Source organism: Enterobacter sp. BNK-22 (genome assembly GCF_048684805.1).
Classification (GTDB): domain Bacteria; phylum Pseudomonadota; class Gammaproteobacteria; order Enterobacterales; family Enterobacteriaceae; genus Enterobacter; species Enterobacter quasiroggenkampii.
Map to the genome: position 1 here is coordinate 1082645 of NZ_JBLQTT010000001.1, position 15603 is coordinate 1098247.

The 15603-nt window shown below is 56.4% G+C and carries 14 protein-coding genes; 1 reads left to right on the forward strand and 13 read right to left on the reverse strand.

Features of this window, described 5'->3' with window-relative positions:
• Window positions 1-2 precede the first annotated feature (2 nt).
• From ACMGGE_RS04970 to ACMGGE_RS05030, 13 genes are all read right to left on the reverse strand, one after another.
• Entirely contained in the window at window positions 3-992 is a 990-nt protein-coding gene (locus ACMGGE_RS04970) for a putative FMN-dependent luciferase-like monooxygenase (protein ID WP_420293442.1), read from the reverse strand.
• Entirely contained in the window at window positions 989-2596 is a 1608-nt protein-coding gene (locus ACMGGE_RS04975; protein ID WP_420293443.1) for a dipeptide ABC transporter ATP-binding protein, read from the reverse strand. Before ACMGGE_RS04975 ends, ACMGGE_RS04970 begins: the two co-directional genes overlap by 4 nt.
• Window positions 2593-3444, reverse strand: a complete 852-nt coding sequence (locus tag ACMGGE_RS04980; RefSeq protein ID WP_420293444.1) for an ABC transporter permease — start codon at window positions 3442-3444, stop codon at window positions 2593-2595. The genes ACMGGE_RS04975 and ACMGGE_RS04980 overlap by 4 nt, the downstream gene beginning before the upstream one ends.
• A complete protein-coding gene (locus ACMGGE_RS04985) occupies window positions 3441-4385 on the reverse strand; it encodes an ABC transporter permease (RefSeq protein ID WP_023327539.1) in 945 nt (314 codons plus the stop codon). Before ACMGGE_RS04985 ends, ACMGGE_RS04980 begins: the two co-directional genes overlap by 4 nt.
• A 10-nt stretch (window positions 4386-4395) precedes the next feature.
• Entirely contained in the window at window positions 4396-6015 is a 1620-nt protein-coding gene (locus ACMGGE_RS04990; protein ID WP_048223337.1) for a TIGR04028 family ABC transporter substrate-binding protein, read from the reverse strand.
• 150 nt (window positions 6016-6165) lie between these two features.
• Window positions 6166-7176 carry an alcohol dehydrogenase AdhP gene (gene adhP / locus ACMGGE_RS04995; RefSeq protein ID WP_008501719.1) on the reverse strand — a complete coding sequence of 337 codons (1011 nt, stop codon included), beginning with the start codon at window positions 7174-7176 and terminating at the stop codon, window positions 6166-6168.
• Window positions 7177-7374: 198 nt separating this feature from the next.
• A complete protein-coding gene (locus tag ACMGGE_RS05000; protein WP_420293445.1) occupies window positions 7375-9087 on the reverse strand; it encodes an ABC-F family ATP-binding cassette domain-containing protein in 1713 nt (570 codons plus the stop codon).
• 313 nt (window positions 9088-9400) lie between these two features.
• A complete protein-coding gene (locus ACMGGE_RS05005; RefSeq protein ID WP_028013237.1) occupies window positions 9401-9880 on the reverse strand; it encodes an Hcp family type VI secretion system effector in 480 nt (159 codons plus the stop codon).
• A gap of 234 nt (window positions 9881-10114) precedes the next feature.
• Entirely contained in the window at window positions 10115-10807 is a 693-nt protein-coding gene (locus ACMGGE_RS05010; protein WP_262801650.1) for a hypothetical protein, read from the reverse strand.
• A gap of 334 nt (window positions 10808-11141) precedes the next feature.
• Window positions 11142-12839, reverse strand: coding sequence for an NAD-dependent malic enzyme (locus ACMGGE_RS05015; RefSeq protein WP_032674848.1), 1698 nt, complete (start codon window positions 12837-12839; stop codon window positions 11142-11144).
• Between the two features lie 176 nt (window positions 12840-13015).
• The gene (gene sra / locus ACMGGE_RS05020; RefSeq protein WP_008501714.1) at window positions 13016-13153 is read right to left on the reverse strand and encodes a stationary-phase-induced ribosome-associated protein; all 138 of its coding nucleotides are present in this window, start codon (window positions 13151-13153) and stop codon (window positions 13016-13018) included.
• A 95-nt stretch (window positions 13154-13248) separates the two neighbouring features.
• Window positions 13249-13464, reverse strand: coding sequence for a biofilm-dependent modulation protein (gene bdm, locus ACMGGE_RS05025; RefSeq protein ID WP_013096534.1), 216 nt, complete (start codon window positions 13462-13464; stop codon window positions 13249-13251).
• A 232-nt stretch (window positions 13465-13696) separates the two neighbouring features.
• Window positions 13697-14548: a Vmh family MBL fold metallo-hydrolase gene (locus tag ACMGGE_RS05030; RefSeq protein ID WP_023292348.1), complete on the reverse strand. Its 852-nt coding sequence runs from the start codon at window positions 14546-14548 to the stop codon at window positions 13697-13699.
• Between the two features lie 110 nt (window positions 14549-14658).
• On the opposite strand from ACMGGE_RS05030, the gene ACMGGE_RS05035 reads away from it, so the two are divergent.
• Window positions 14659-15540, forward strand: a complete 882-nt coding sequence (locus tag ACMGGE_RS05035) for a LysR family transcriptional regulator (protein WP_045908780.1) — start codon at window positions 14659-14661, stop codon at window positions 15538-15540.
• Window positions 15541-15603 lie beyond the last annotated feature (63 nt).

Consider the following 15603-nt stretch of genomic DNA (forward strand, 5'->3'; position numbering starts at 1 on the left):
CCTCAATGGATATGGGGGGCAATATGTTCGGCGATCAGTTCGATGGAGCGCAGCGTGTCTCGATGAGTGGGCTCGACCGAATGGACCTGGAATGAGATGTCCGTGGCGCGCCGGAGAACGGAATCGGCCTGCAGCGAACGCAGCACCGTCTCAGGCGAACCAATATGGGCGTCGAACTGGCGACGAAAATCTGTGACAGTGTCACCTTTAACCACGTGTCCGGCAGCGCGATGCTGCTGGGCCTGTTTCTTGAGACCCGGCGTTGCAACCTTCAGCGCATAGTCATCGCTGTCGGCGACGAATGCCGTACGAGAAGCCAGAATGCGCGGTGCGGTACCGGCGGGCAGCGCCTCAAGGTAGGCATCCACAATTGGGTTCTGGATCGCGTCGAGCGTGAGATCCAACTGGTCTGCCGGGCGCGGCTGCGTGCGGGAGAGCATTAAACCGTGTCCGGCCCGCGCGGCGCGAACGGCACCGTCGACGGAAAAGGTGGCAATCCAGATCCGGTCAGCCAGTTGTGGCGCTGGCGGGTAAAGGTGGTTATCCGGATGGGTGAGCGAATCCCCGCGCCAGGCGCTCTGGATCACATGTAGATGGTCGGCAAAGGCCGCGCCGCGCTGTTCAAACGTCAGTCCGAACGGCAGGAAAGAGGTCGGTGTGCCGCCCGAACCAAAACCGACTTCGAGACGTCCATCAGCGAGTAAATCCAGCACGGCGGCATCTTCCGCCACACGCAGCGGGTTTTCCATCGGCAGGGTAATGATGGCCGTACCCAGCCGAATGGTTTCGGTATGCGCCGCAACGTGGGCCAGAAACAGCAGCGGCGACGGCAGGCCGCCTTCATTCTCATGGAAGTGGTGCTGCGCAATCCAGGCGCTGTCAAAACCGTGGCGTTCAGCGTGGCGGATCTGTTCTGTAGCAAGACGATAGCGCTCTTTTGGCGTGGCATCGTCAAGCAGGCGGGTGAAAAATCCCAGGCGTTTTCGCGTCATGCGAACTCCTCCGTAGCGGGTGAAAAATGGGGAATGGCGGCAATCAGTTCGCGGGTATAGTCGTTCTGTGGCGACGTGAATAAGGTTTCGACGTCACCGTGTTCGACCACCTGACCGCTGCGCAGCACCGTGACGCTGTGGGCGATCCGGCGAACGGTGGAGAGATCGTGCGTGATGAACAGATAGGTTAATCCCAGCTGTTGCTGCAGCTGCTGAAGCAGAGCCAGAATCTGCGCCTGTACGGTCACGTCCAGCGCGGAGGTGGCTTCGTCCAGCACCAGAATAGTCGGCTCCAGGATCAGCGCCCGGGCGATGGCCACGCGCTGGCGCTGCCCGCCTGAAAGCTCTCTGGCCGTACGGGTCAGGAGTTCGGCGGGCAGGGCAACCCGCTGCGCCACGGTCTCCACCCGGGCCTTTCGCTCCGCCTTAGCGAGGCGAGAAAAGTTCTTCAGGGGCTCTTCGATGATGTCAAACAGCGTCTGACGCGGATCGAGAGAGGCGAACGGGTTCTGGTAGACAAACTGGATCTTCTGGCGCAGCTGACGGCGGGCCTCGCGGCTGAGCGCGGTGGCATCAATGTCATCAATAATGACCTGTCCGTTATCCGCCTGTTCAAAACCCAGCAAAATACGGGCGAGGGTGGTCTTCCCGGAGCCGGATTCACCGACCAGCGCATGGGTGCTGCCGCGTCTGACGTCAAACGTCACCCGATCCAGCGCCTGAAGCTGATGACCTTTACCCAGCGAGAACCGTTTGCTGATGGCGCGGGCGCGAATGGCCGGTGACGAGAGCGGAAGACCTGATACCGGGGCGATAGTCAGGCGCTGGCCCTGGAGATCGCTCAGTAGTTGACGGGTGTAGGCGTGCTGCGGCGTGCGGACAATGTCGGCGGTGTCGCCGTGCTCCTGAACCTCACCGTTGCGAAACACCAGCAGCCTGTCCGCGCGCTGGGCAGCCAGGGCCAGATCGTGGGTGACAAACAGAACCGCAGTACCCGATTCCCGGCGCAGGATATCCAGCAGATCGAGAATGCGTTTTTGCACCGTCACGTCCAGCGCGCTGGTGGGCTCATCGGCAATGATGACGTCCGGGCTCAGGGCAATGGCGATGGCAATCAGCACGCGCTGTTTCATCCCGCCAGAGAGCTGATGCGGATACTGCGTCATGCGCTGTTCGGGGTGGCTCAGGCCGACCTTTCTCAGCAGGGCGAGCACCTGCTCGTCACGCTGGAGAGCCGTTACCTTTTGGTGCAGCTGAATAATTTCCCCGACCTGCACGCCGATCGTCTTCACCGGGTTGAGTGAATTACCCGGATCCTGCGGAACCAGGCTGATTCGCGCCCCGCGAAGGGTATCGAGACGCTTCGCTGACCACCGGCTAATCTCCTCGCCGTTGAGCACGATTTTTCCCGCATCGCGCCGGGCGTTATCCGCCAGCAGACCGATGATTGCCTGTGCCGTGGTCGTTTTGCCGGATCCGGATTCGCCGACAAAGGCCAGCATTTCCCCTCGCCTGAGGGTAAAGCTGACGTTATGTACCACCTCGCGCCACTGGCGCGCGGTACGGTAGCTGATGGTCAGGTTTTCTACCGAGAGTACGGTCATTTCAGGCCTCCGCTGAACTGCTGGCTGATACGGTTGGTGGCAAGCACCACGGCGATGACGACCACGCCGGGGAAGGTGGTTAGCCACCATGCGGTAGAGAGATAGTTACGGCCTTCGGCGATCAATAAACCCCATTCTGGTACGGGCGGCGGGGTACCGTAGCCGAGAAAGCTCAGCGTGGAGAGGGCCAGGATAGCCTGACCAAACTGCAGCGTGGCAAAGGCGAGGACGGCGGTTAAGGCATTGGGCAGGATGTGTCGCCACAGCACCGCCAGTAACGTCCCGCCGCTGCCGAACGCTGCCTCGACATAATCCGTATGGCGGATGCGCACCACTTCACCGCGCGCGAGGCGGGCGAAGCTGGCAATGGAGGCCACGCCGACGGCAATCGCGGCATTAACGGTGCCAAATCCGAGCAGAATAATGACCGTCAGCGAGAGCAGCAGAGACGGAATGGACAACAGCACGTCGACAAAACGCATCAGGAAAGACTCGACGCGTCCGGCGAACGCCCCGGCAATGACCCCCAGGCCGGTGCCTGCCACCAGCCCCATCGTGACGGCAGCGAGCGCCGCGCTCAGGGAGTGGGACGCACCATACACAATACGGGTATAAACATCGCGGCCAAGCTGATCGGTGCCGAGCCAGTGGCCCGCCTGCGGCGCCAGACGTTGCGCTCCGGCGATGCCCTCAATCGGGCTGTAGTGGGTTAACAGGCCGGGCGCCACGGCGGCAAAAAGCGCAATAATAATGACCGCCCATGCCAGCCACAGTCCCGGCTGCCACGCGACGCCCTGCCAGCCGGGAACGCGTTTTCGCGCGGCGGCAGCGTAATCGACCAGGCTCATGATGCACCTCCGGTAACGGTTTGCAGACGGGGATCCAGCAGCGGCATCAGCAGATCCACCAGCAGATTGATCAGGACAAAACCGAGAGCGGAAATCATGACCACCGCCTGAAGCACGGCGATGTCCTGGTTATTCACCGCCTGCTGGGTCAGCTGCCCGAGCCCGCTGCGGCCAAAAACGGTTTCGGTGATCAGCGCCCCGGCAATCAGCTCGCCCAGCAGCAGCCCGGCAATGTTCAGGACCGGCAGCAGGGCGTTGCCGGTGACGTGACGCCACAGCACGGCGGTTTCACTCAGCCCTTTAGCCCTGGCCACGGCGACAAACGGCTGCGTCGCCACCTGGTCGAGGCTGCGCATCAGGATTTGTGCCAGCGGGGCGGAGATCGGGATCGCGACGGTCACGATCGGCAGGATCAGCCCCTGCAGCGGCGTCGGGTTAATCACCGGGATCAGCCGCAGCTGGAAAGAAAAGAGCTGGATGAGGGCAATCCCCAGCCAGAACGTCGGTAAGGAGATAAACAGGACCGGCAGAGACTGGAGGGTATTACTTAGCCAGCGCAGACCCGGCAGGCGCGACGCAAAGGCCAGCGCAAACGCCAGCAGGACCGCGAGTAAAAAGGCGGGCAGGGCGAGGCTCAGGGTATCCGGCAGATTGCTGGCAATCAGCTCGCTGACCGGCACCCCGGCCTGTAACGAGTAGCCGAAATCCCCGCGCAGCATCGCCAGCAGCGTGTGGCCGTATTGCTGCCACAGCGGGCTGTCCGCGCCATAGGCCACGCGCATCTCCTCGATTTGCGCCGGGCTTAAGCCCAGGTCCGGGTTCTGAAATTTAATCAGCACCGCGTCGCCCGGCAGCACCTGGAGCAACACGAACGAGAGGGTAAAGGCGGCCCACAAGACCAGTAGCCCGTGCCCAAAACGTTGAAGAAGTGCGTGGCGCATCGTCAGCTCCTCAGTGTTTCTCTATCCACGCGCCGTAGAACGACGGGCGGCCGACCGCTTCAAAATTGACGCCTTTCAGCCACGGCGCACCGGCAAAGACCTGCGGCTCTTCGAAAATCGGAATGACGTAGGCGTTATCCAGCAGGTAACGCTGGGCATCGCCGGTCAGCTGCAGGCGTTTTTGCGGATCAACCTCTGAGGAGATATTCACCAGCAGCGCATTCAGCTTGTCGTCACGGAAGCTTTTGACCTTGTCGCTGGAGCCGCCTTTTTGCAGCAGGGCGTCGCGGTTAGCGGGGTAGAACATGCTCTTCACCACGTCCGGATCGGCGCGGCCCACTTCGGAGACGGTTAACGGGGTTTTCAGCGGATCAAGGTTATCCAGCGTGCGGCTGCCTGCGTCGCCGGCTTTCACGTTCAGCGCCACGCCCACCTGTCGCCACTGCTGGGCAACCAGCTGCAGCACCTCTTTATTTTGTGGCTGCGGCAGGGATTCATACACCGTCAGCGCCAGCCGCTGTCCATCTTTGGCGCGGATCCCGTCGCTGCCTGCTTTCCAGCCTGCCTCGTCCAGCAGCTGGTTGGCTTTTGCCGGGTCGAAGGACAATTTGTCGCTGAGATCGACAAAGCCAGCGGCGGAATCGGCAATCACCGACTTCGCCTGCGGATAGTTAGCCGAGAAGAGGGTTTCAACCACCTGTTTTGCATTGGTGGCATGCAGCAGCGCCTGGCGCACGCGAATATCGGAGACCAGCGGGTTATCCGGACGGAAGCTAATGCTGTCGTTCACCCCGCGCGTCGGGGCGGCGTAGATTTTATAGCCCTGATCGGTCGCCTGCTTTTCGTCATACGCCTGCACCTGGCGAATAAAGTCGGCCTGACCGGCCAGCAGGGCGCCGACGCGTACGCTGTCTTCCTGAGTCACGATAAACTTGATGCCATCAAGATTGGCTGGCCCCTGTTGCGCCAGATTTTTTGGTCCCCACTGGTAGTCCTTACGCGCTTCCAGCGTCACTTCGCGACCCAGCTTCTCGTCCTTCACCACAAACGGGCCAGAGCCAATGATATGCCGGGCGTCACCCAGCTCTTCAAAATTGCGCTTGAGCGTGCTGAGCGAGACCAGTCCCGACCCGATGGTGGCGGTGCCCTGCAGGAATCCCGGTGACGGTTTTTTGAAGTAGAACTTCACGGTCAGCGGGTCGACCACTTCGCTGCGATCGTAGTTATTGATTACTTCTGACACCGGCAGGCGCTGCGCCTTGTTACCTAAGCCGTAGGTATCAAAGTTTTTCGCCACGGCGTTAGCATCCAGTGGCGTGCCGTCGGAGAAGGTAATACCGGGACGCAGTTTAAAGGTGTATTCGGTTTTATCGGCGTTGGTGGTCCAGCTTTCGGCCACCCACGGTTCGACCTGCAGCGTCTTTGGGTTCTGCCACGTCAGTTTGTCGGTAATCTGGTTCAGAATGCCGCCGTTCGGGTAGAAGCCGCCGGCAGGCGGATAGAGGTTGGTGTGCGCCTGTTGCTCCAGATAAATCAGCGTGCCGCCTTTAACAGGCGCATCCGCGGACCAGGCGGCGGTGGTCGTCAGAATCAGCGCCGTCAGCAGCGGCAGACGAAATGGGGTTTGCATGGTGAATTCCTTTGTTATCTTCTTGTTAGCGTCGGATTCATCATCGGGCGCAGGGGAAAACAAGGGAACAAAGGAATTAAGATAAGGATTGCCGGAAAATGGCTATAAAAAAACCGCCCCTCTCAGAAGCGGTAATTGAACGGTAGGTGATTATGAACGCAGGTCAATCACCATACGGCCACGGATCTGGCCCTGTTCCATCTCTTTGAAGATGGCGTTGATGTCCTCGATCGGGCGCATCGTGACTTTCGGCACGACTTTACCTTCAGCGGCGAACTGGAACGCTTCCTGCAGATCCTGACGGGTACCGACCAGCGAACCCACCACCTGAATGCCGTCCAGCACCAGGCGAGGAATGTCGAGGCTCATCGCTTCCGGCGGCAGACCAACGGCGACCACGCGGCCACCGGCACGCACGGCATCCACCGCCGAGTTGAAGGCGGCTTTTGCGACGGCAGTGACGACGGCGGCATGCGCGCCGCCGGTTTTTTCCTGCACAATTTTAGCGGCATCTTCGCTGCGGGAGTTGATGGTGAGATCCGCACCCATGCTGGCCGCCAGCTTCAGCTGTTCGTCGTTGACGTCAAGGGCGATGACTTTAGCGTTAAAGACGTTTTTGGCGTACTGCAGCGCGAGGTTACCCAACCCGCCGAGACCGTAAATCGCAATCCACTGGCCCGGTTTAATACCCGATACCTTCACTGCTTTGTAGGTGGTGACACCCGCGCAGGTAATGCTGCTGGCCGCCGCCGAATCCAGACCGTCCGGCACTTTTACCGCGTAATCCGCGGTGACGATGCACTCTTCCGCCATGCCGCCGTCAACGGAGTAACCGGCGTTTTTCACGTCACGGCACAGGGTTTCGTTGCCGGAATTACAGTATTCGCAGTGCCCGCAGCCTTCAAAGAACCAGGCCACGCTTGCGCGGTCGCCGACTTTCAGCGACTTCACGCCAGGGCCGACTTCTTTCACAATACCAATCCCTTCATGGCCCAGGATGACCCCGGTTTTATCGCCGAAATCACCGTTCTTCACGTGGAGGTCGGTATGGCATACGCCACAGCACTCCATCTTCAGCAGGGCTTCCCCATGCTTTAGCGGGCGTAAGGTTTTTTCGGTAACGTTGACCTGGTGATCCTGAGTGACAACAGCAGCCTTCATGTGTATCTCCTTGTTCATGATAAGAATCTGCATAGCAGGTGTAGTACCTCTTAAGGATTAATACATTAGCCTGGGGTAATGCAAGGCTGCAGCAACATAATGTCATCATTTGATTCGATTTCAGATTAAGAATACGCCGTTCCTCTAATAATTAAGGGGGAAAATTCTGGCCCGGCGAGGCGCTCGCCGGGCGCAGACTTACAGTTGGGCTTCTATCTCCTCTATCTCTTTACGCCATTGCGCCTGCAGCTGCGGCTTTTGATGCTTCGGCTTACGCGCCAGATCGTTTTCCAGCAGCGTTTCCAGCGCGACCAGGCGTTCAAGCAGATCGTCATAAGGCGAGGGGCGATCCGTCGGCGCCGCGATGTCAGGCGCAGTGGATGTGACCAGCCCCGCGCGTTCACGCAGCCGCTCAAACACCGCTTCTGCATCGTGCCACTCGCTCAGTTTTCCCTCTTCAATCAGCCAGAAACGGTTGCAGCTTTGGCTAATTAACTGACGGTCATGGCTGACCAGCAGGACGCCGCCTTCGAACTGCTGAAGGGTGTGCGCCAGCGCCTCTTTGCCTTCCATGTCCAGGTGGTTGGTAGGCTCATCCAGCATCAGCAGGCTATAGCGGGCAAGCGTCAGGCCAACGAACAGCAGGTGCGAACGTTCGCCTCCGCTGAGCGTGCTGACCGTTTGTCCGTGACGCGCCCACGGGAAACCGGCGCTTATCAGGGCCATTTTGCGGTTCTGCGGATCCGGAGCGAAAGGCTCCAGCGCGTCGAGCAGCGTGGCGTTGTCCGGCAGCTGGTTCAGCGTCTGGTCGTAATAGCCCGGCGACACGCGCGGGTGTAGCTTCAACCCGTCATGGGTCAGTTCATCCGTAAACTGTCGCCAGATAAGCTTCATCAGCGACGATTTACCGCAGCCGTTACGACCGACAATCGCCACGCGATCGCCGCTTTTTAACCGCGCAACGTCGACGCTAAACAACGCAGGCAGGCCCGGAGCAGGGGGCACGTCAAGGTTTTCCATCTCCAGTAAACGGTCGGCCCGCAGCGCGTCGCCGCGAAGGGTTAGCGTCCACGGGCTACCTGCCGTGAGTTCCGTCTGGCTCTCCCTGAGCCGTTCGACCTGCTTTTCCATCTGTTTGGCTTTTCGGGCCAGGTCTTCGTTGTCGTAAACCTTGCCCCAGGTCGCCAGCCGCTTCGCGCTGGCGGTCACGCGGTCGATCTCCTTTTGCTCCGCCTTGTGGCGCTGCGCATCGCTCTCATCTTTTGCTTCAAGCGCCTTGCGTGCTGCCGTACAGGGAAGGGCAAAGTAGTGCAGCGTTTTATCGCGCAGGATCCAGCTGCCGTTGGTGACGGCATCCAGCAGCTGTCTGTCATGCGAGACCAGCACAAAGCTGCCCGACCAGTTCTGTAGGAAGTGTTCCAGCCAGAGCATGGTCGGAAGGTCCAGGTGGTTGCTGGGTTCATCCAGCAGGAGCAGGTCCGGCTCGTGAATCAGCGCCCTCGCCAGCAGCAGGCGGGTGTGCTGTCCGCCGCTCAGCGTGGCGGATTGCAGCATCGTATCCTGCGGCGTGAAGCCCATGCTTGCCAGCAGCGTTTCGGCTTTCCAGCGCAGGCTATCGCGCTCAGCAAAAGGCAGCTGTGCGAGTACGGCATCCAGCATGGTCAGCGGAAAAATAGCGTCCGGGAGATGTTGCTCCACGCGCGCCATCAGGCAGTGCCCGGCCAGCGAGACCGTTCCGGCGGCGGGGGAATCCGTGCCGTCCAGCACCTTCAGCAGTGTACTTTTACCGCAGCCGTTGTCGCCCAGCAGGCCAATGCGGTCGCCTTTTTTCAGCGTAAAGGAGAGTGAGTCGAAGAGCGTGCCAAACGCCGTATCAACGCGTAAAGATTGTGCAGTGAGTAAAGTGCTCATTGTTGCTTACCCAAGAGTTACAGGCATGTTTATGCCTCGTCAAACATCGCTGACGATAACTCAGTAAGCCCGAGAGAAGGGATTTCAGGGGTTGGTGTCTTCGCTCAAGCAGAAGTTATCGCAGCACGATACCGATAACGCTTGAGCTGGTGCGATCACCAAATGTATGTGAAACATTGAAAATTTCACGATACAGCATAATTGGCCTCCTTATATGTTATGAGTTTGTAGGTGACTATCACTATACAACGTTTCTTTGCATATACCAAACAGAGGGGCAGCATTGCAGCCAGTGCAATTGCCGCCTTCGTCATCATGCACAACAACGATCGTTCCATGAATCACGATAGATAATATTACCCTCCGTATACTTCCAGGTAATCGCTTCATAACGTAATTCGAGCGTTTCAAGATGTGTGCTGCTTATACCGTTAGGAGACAGGTAGGGTGCAACCGTTGTAAACTTGACGTTTTCCAGAATGATATTGAAATACTCGGCCTCAATACCTGATTCCAGAATACGGTACATTTTAATTGTGGCTTTCTTCATGGTTCGGCCTTCACAGACAGCTCGGTACAAAAGTGGTGTTGTTTGGTCAAACTCCTTTACTATCGTGATAGGGCGATGGACTCGCGTTCCTGTTAGTTTTCCCCAGCTTGGATCTACCGGGATAGTGACACCGTGAGAAAAGGATTTTAACTCGATAGACCCCAGGCGAAGTGGCATCATGCAGCTACCGATTACCGGAGAACCGTTCTCATCTTCAAGCCATAAGTGTGCGGGTGTAGACATACTATTTCCTTATAGATAAATTACGATAAAGCTAACGTTTGAGATTTACAATTTCATATAGCGATAAAATAACCATCACAAAAATAAAGAATATAGGAACAGGCCATATTGGCCCGTCAGGGCAAAGTTGGAAAAAGACAACTGCAAATAACAGTGTCAATAGCGAAGGGCCGTACATCGATATCAATGAAAAGAATATCCGCCTGAAAAATCTTTTAATAAGATGCATCATGATTACTGAACCATCCTTGTTATGATATCTGCAATCTCACTATCCGATACCCATTGTGCTTTAAAAGCTTCAGCCCGTTTAAACAATGGCTCTATCAAGAAGTACAACATTTCCAGCTCTTTAGCGTATAGCGCTGAGTAGTACGCTGGATAAGTAATATGAAGGCGATGCGAACTATCTGCTGCTTTCTGAACAATACCGTACAGGCCAATACCTCCAACAACCTGTCCCGCTCTTCGCCCAGCCAGTGCACTAAGTTCAAGGCTTAGATTCATACCTGCAGCAACATATGATGCTGCTGCTAAAGCAAATCCGGCGTTTGTAAGTGAACTTGCGGCGATATGAATATTTACTGCCATTAGCAATTGTTTGATGTGCTCTAGCTGATCGGAGGTTTTGTGTCGGAATACTTCTTCAAAGTAGATATTGAGCATTTCATACACAACATCTCTATGCCATATAATATGATAAACACCTTTAGCAAATCGGATGTCTTCGGACTTTTGTTTCTGACATACGTCTTGATATTCATCAGTAAAGCAGGAGGTATAATACAGCGCGCGCGTTGCACCTGCGCCGATCGTTTCAATCTGATTTGATACGGCTTTTCCTACACCCGTTAATGCATGCTCGAGTTTTAACGCAAGGATGTTATTCGCCTGCAAATAACTTATCACTTCATTTTTATAGTACATTACCGCTCCTTACTTTCCTCGCAATTTTGCACGTCAATAGTACTCTTGATGTCTGAGTTTCCATCACCTTTCAGCCAATAATATCCAAGGGTTGTCATTTCAAAACGCCTATTTTTAGTAATGCAAAACGTTACTAAACTCTTAAAAAAATACGTTTGTTAGACAAAAAGTGTTATGCGAAATTTTTATATTTCAATGGGGTATGAATAGTTGTTGAAACATTTATTTTTTTAATAAGGGGAAGAGGAATGACGTAGAAGCGGCAAAGAAAATAAAGGGAGGAGGGTGATGACATTCCCTCTCCCTTTTGAGGAGAGGGAACGGTCAAAGCGGATTAAATCGACGTACGGCGATAGCTGCGGTATTCAGGCTTCCAGAAGTTGTCGTCGATGGCCTGCTGCAGCGCGTCGGCAGAGGTTTTCACCGCCACGCCCTGCTGCTGCGCCATTTTACCCACCGCAAACGCGATAGCGCGCGACACCTTATGAATGTCCTTCAGCTCAGGCAGAACCAGACCTTCGCCGTCGTTGACCAGCGGCGAGTGGCCCGCCAGGGTTTCGCTCGCCGACATCAGCATTTCGTCGGTGATGCGGGACGCGCCGGAGGCAATCACCCCCAGACCAATGCCCGGGAAGATGTAAGAGTTGTTGCACTGGGCAATCGGATAGGTTTTATCCTTCCACACCACCGGATCGAACGGGCTGCCGGTCGCAACCAGCGCGTTACCTTCGGTCCAGGCGATGATGTCCTGCGGCGTCGCCTCCACGCGGGACGTCGGGTTAGACAGCGGCATCACGATAGGGCGCTCGCAGTGCTTGTGCATCTCGCGAATAATCTCTTCGGTGAAGAGACCGGTTTGCCCGGAAACGCCGATCAGAATATCCGGCTTCACGTTGCGCACCACGTCCAGCAGGGAAAGGACTTCGTTGTCGGTATCCCAGTTTTTCAGGTTGTCGCGTTTCTGCACCAGCTTCGTCTGGAACGGCAGCAGGTTTGGCATGCCGTCGGTCAGCAGGCCGAAACGGTCCACCATAAAGACGCGGGAGCGGGCCAGCTCTTCGCTTAAGCCTTCGCGCTGCGTCTGGGCGATAATCTGCTCGGCAATACCGCAGCCCGCGGAGCCTGCGCCAAGGAAGACGATTTTCTGGTAGCTCAGCTGGCTTCCCGCTGCACGGCTGGCGGCGATGAGCGTACCCACTGTGACGGCAGCGGTGCCCTGGATATCGTCGTTAAAGGAGCAGATCTCATCGCGATAGCGGTTCAGCAGCGGCATCGCGTTTTTCTGCGCAAAGTCTTCAAACTGCAGCAGCACGTCCGGCCAGCGGTGCTTCACGGCCTGGATGAAGTCGTCGACAAACTGATAGTACTCGTCGTCGGTAATACGCGGATGACGCCAGCCCATATAGAGCGGGTCGTTGAGCAGCTGCTGGTTGTTGGTGCCGACGTCCAGCACCACCGGCAGGGTATACGCCGGGCTGATGCCGCCGCAGGCGGTGTAGAGTGAGAGCTTACCGATAGGGATCCCCATCCCGCCAATGCCCTGGTCGCCGAGGCCGAGAATACGTTCGCCGTCGGTCACCACAATCACTTTGATATTGTGGTTAGGCACGTTCTGCAGAATATCGTCCATGTTGTGACGGTTCTGATAAGAGATGAATACCCCGCGGGAGCGACGGTAGATCTCGGAGAAACGCTCGCAGGCGGCACCCACCGTCGGGGTGTAGATCACCGGCATCATCTCTTCAAGATGGTTTTGTACCAGGCGATAGAAGAGGGTTTCGTTGGTGTCCTGAATGTTGCGCAGGTAGATGTGTTTGTCGATTTCAGTTTTGAAACCCTGGTACTGGATCCACGCGCGCTCTGCCTGTTCTTCAATGGTTTCAACCACTTCGGGCAGTAAACCCAGCAGGTTAAAGCTGCTGCGCTCTTCCATGCTGAAGGCGCTGCCTTTGTTGAGCAGGGGGAATTCGAGTAAAACCGGTCCGGCGTATGGGATGTATAAGGAACGATGTTTTTTCAGTTTGTTGTCCATGTCACTCACTCTTTTTATGAAGATCCGTCCCTGACACTGCTGTTTGTCATCTTTCTGGCCTGTGCGATGGGGTGCGGTCCGGCGGTATTATAAAGGAGCTAAATATTAATTACCGCAACACATAAACAAAAACACCATCGGGATTACCGATGGTGTTCTGGATCTCAGTCTGGAACTTACTTGCCGGCGTGGCGTTTTCTGCCGGTGGCGTGAGTGACTTGCGTTTCATGGTCGCCTTCAATCACCACTTTGCGCTGATTAGAAAGCTTGTAATTCAGTCCCAGAATATGGCGTGCCTGACGGTTCGATTTCATATTAACTCCTCAATCCTGTTGATAGTTTTAAGGACCAGTTTGCTTACGCAAACGAAATGTAACCCCTTAGGTTGCAGATCCAGCTTAGCAGGTTTTTACAAGGGTGCGTTTTGCCCGCTGACGACGTAGTTAATGGTCTGCTGGTAGATGTCACTGAGGATGTCATTATCTGTGGATTCCACCCACTTGGTCAGTTCCATCAAAATGTCATCTTCAGTCACAGCACCGTGCTCGGCGTGAAGACCCTGTGCAATCGCGTTAACGAGTTCAGGTTGTGCTGCTGCGGTATTTGCCGGGTAATAAGTAAACATGCTGCCTCCGTGTCGTTGTCTGTTTAATGGTACGGCTCGCAAAAAAATTAATTCATAAACAGAATGGCAAATATTTTCCCGGTTGTGGCTCAGATTCATCTTAGAAATAAAAATGACATAAGTGTATGCTTTTGTGTGCTTTTGAAATGTGGGGGTAAATTAAAGTGGCGTTGAGGGGATATTATGACGGTGCTCCTGCTATCACGAAAATATAGCAGGAGCAGAGTTTACATTACCACTTCATTTCGCCGGTATTCACCTTAGCGCTTAATTCCAGCGAGCTCTCTTCAGCCAGGTTCGGATACTGTTTTTTCAGGGTGCTGATGACGCCTGCAGAATCTTTATGAACGGATAAGGCCTTTTCGAAGCGCTGGAGATAGTCACGGGTAAAATCAATCGCCCCCGTCCCGGCTGGTGGGGTGCCCAGATAGTGACCCGGGATCACGCGCTCGGGTTTGTGCGCTGCCATGTTCACCAGCGTTTCCTGCCACTGCTTACGGCTTTCCGCTGTCTGGGTGTCAGCTGTCCAGACGTGAATTCCCCAGGCTACCCCGGTGCCGCCGAGGATGGTCTTCGCTGACGGGATCCACACATAGGCCGCGTAGCTGTCAGGCTGTTCGATATCGATCTTTTCTCCGTCCACCATAAACGTGGTGGAGGCGAGCACCTGCGGGACGACCAGCTCGGTTGGCGCGCCGTCTTTCATCTGCGGACCCCAGAAGGCGAGCTTGGCGTCTTTGGTAGCCTTGATGTGGTCAACCACATGCTGCGTGGCCACCACTTTGGCGTTCGGGAAGGCTTTGACCAGCGGCTGCAGGCCAAAATAGAAATCCGGATCGCCGGAGGTGATCACAATCTTGTTCAGGGTTTTACCGCTTTGACGAATTTTCTCTACCAGCGCTTCGCCATCCTTCACGCTGAACTGCGCGTCAAACAGCACCGCTTCTTTCGGGCCGGAAACCAGCGTGGAGGAGACCGCGAAAATGCCTTTCTCCTGAGGGTTATAGGTATCAATGCTCAACGGTGCGGCAAAAACAGCCGGAGTGAAAAGCGTGGAAAGCAGGGCAAGGTGAGTGAATTTCATACTGTTGTCTCTGTTGTTCAGGAATGTCTCTATTGTACGGATAATCGCATTTGCCAGAATTCCTGAAACAGGACATGCTTAGTTTCATAAATCGAGCAAATGGAGCTTATATGGATCGCGTTATTGCCGCCCAGGTTTACAACCGGATATGCGAGCTGGGAAGTTTGAGCGCGGCGGCCCGCGCGCTGGGTATTTCCCGACCAATGGTGAGCCGCTACCTTGAACAGATGGAAAAGTGGGCGGGGACGCGTCTGGTAAACCGCTCCACGCGCAAGCTGACGCTGACTGCGGCAGGGGAAAAGGTGCTGCAAAAAACGCGGACGCTCTCGCAGATCTCGCAGGAAATTGAAGGCCAGTCAGAGAAAGATCTCCCGTCAGGTACCCTGCGGGTGGCCTGCGCGCACTTTACCGCGATGCACCTGATTGCGCCGGTGCTGCCCGGTCTGCTCTCGCGCTACCCGCAGCTGCGCATCGAACTGGATGTGAACAACCATCCGGTCAGCCTGGTGGGAGAACGCATTGATGTCGCCGTGCGCATTACCGACAATCCCGAACCCGGCATGATTGCCCGCAGGCTGGGGGAGTGTCGCTCGGTGCTCTGCGCCTCGCCGGAGTATCTGGCGCAGCACGGCACGCCCGTCAGCCCCGAAGAATTAGCCCGGCATAACTGCCTGCACTACAGCTTTTTTGCCGGGCAGTCCTGGCACTTCCTGACGCCGGAAGGCGAAAGCCTGAGCGTGGCCGTCAGCGGCAACCTGAGCGCCAGCATCTCTTCGCTGCTGATGGACGCGGCGGTTAAGCACTGCGGTATCGCCATGCTGCCGGAGCGTGAGGCGCGAACCGCGCTGGCGCAGGGAATACTGGTGCCGGTACTGGAGACGCTGGAGCCGAAACCGCTGGCCATCCATGGCATTTATCAGTCCCGGGAATACCAGCCTGCCGCGCTGCGGGTGTTCCTCGACGCACTGGCGCACCATTTACTCAGTGACTAAGACTCGTCTGTCTTGCCCGCAGAATCCGGACAGCCTTCTATACTTAACCCTTTGTAAGCCAAA

Bases quoted from the DNA above. Each gene is read 5' to 3' on its own strand.
- ACMGGE_RS04970 (WP_420293442.1), bottom strand. From the start codon at position 992: ATGACGCGAAAACGCCTGGGATTTTTCACCCGCCTGCTTGACGATGCC.
- ACMGGE_RS04975 (WP_420293443.1), bottom strand. From the start codon at position 2,596: ATGACCGTACTCTCGGTAGAAAACCTGACCATCAGCTACCGTACCGCG.
- ACMGGE_RS04980 (WP_420293444.1), bottom strand. From the start codon at position 3,444: ATGAGCCTGGTCGATTACGCTGCCGCCGCGCGAAAACGCGTTCCCGGC.
- ACMGGE_RS04985 (WP_023327539.1), bottom strand. From the start codon at position 4,385: ATGCGCCACGCACTTCTTCAACGTTTTGGGCACGGGCTACTGGTCTTG.
- ACMGGE_RS04990 (WP_048223337.1), bottom strand. From the start codon at position 6,015: ATGCAAACCCCATTTCGTCTGCCGCTGCTGACGGCGCTGATTCTGACG.
- adhP (WP_008501719.1), bottom strand. From the start codon at position 7,176: ATGAAGGCTGCTGTTGTCACTCAGGATCACCAGGTCAACGTTACCGAA.
- ACMGGE_RS05000 (WP_420293445.1), bottom strand. From the start codon at position 9,087: ATGAGCACTTTACTCACTGCACAATCTTTACGCGTTGATACGGCGTTT.
- ACMGGE_RS05005 (WP_028013237.1), bottom strand. From the start codon at position 9,880: ATGTCTACACCCGCACACTTATGGCTTGAAGATGAGAACGGTTCTCCG.
- ACMGGE_RS05010 (WP_262801650.1), bottom strand. From the start codon at position 10,807: ATGTACTATAAAAATGAAGTGATAAGTTATTTGCAGGCGAATAACATC.
- ACMGGE_RS05015 (WP_032674848.1), bottom strand. From the start codon at position 12,839: ATGGACAACAAACTGAAAAAACATCGTTCCTTATACATCCCATACGCC.
- sra (WP_008501714.1), bottom strand. From the start codon at position 13,153: ATGAAATCGAACCGTCAGGCACGCCATATTCTGGGACTGAATTACAAG.
- bdm (WP_013096534.1), bottom strand. From the start codon at position 13,464: ATGTTTACTTATTACCCGGCAAATACCGCAGCAGCACAACCTGAACTC.
- ACMGGE_RS05030 (WP_023292348.1), bottom strand. From the start codon at position 14,548: ATGAAATTCACTCACCTTGCCCTGCTTTCCACGCTTTTCACTCCGGCT.
- ACMGGE_RS05035 (WP_045908780.1), top strand. From the start codon at position 14,659: ATGGATCGCGTTATTGCCGCCCAGGTTTACAACCGGATATGCGAGCTG.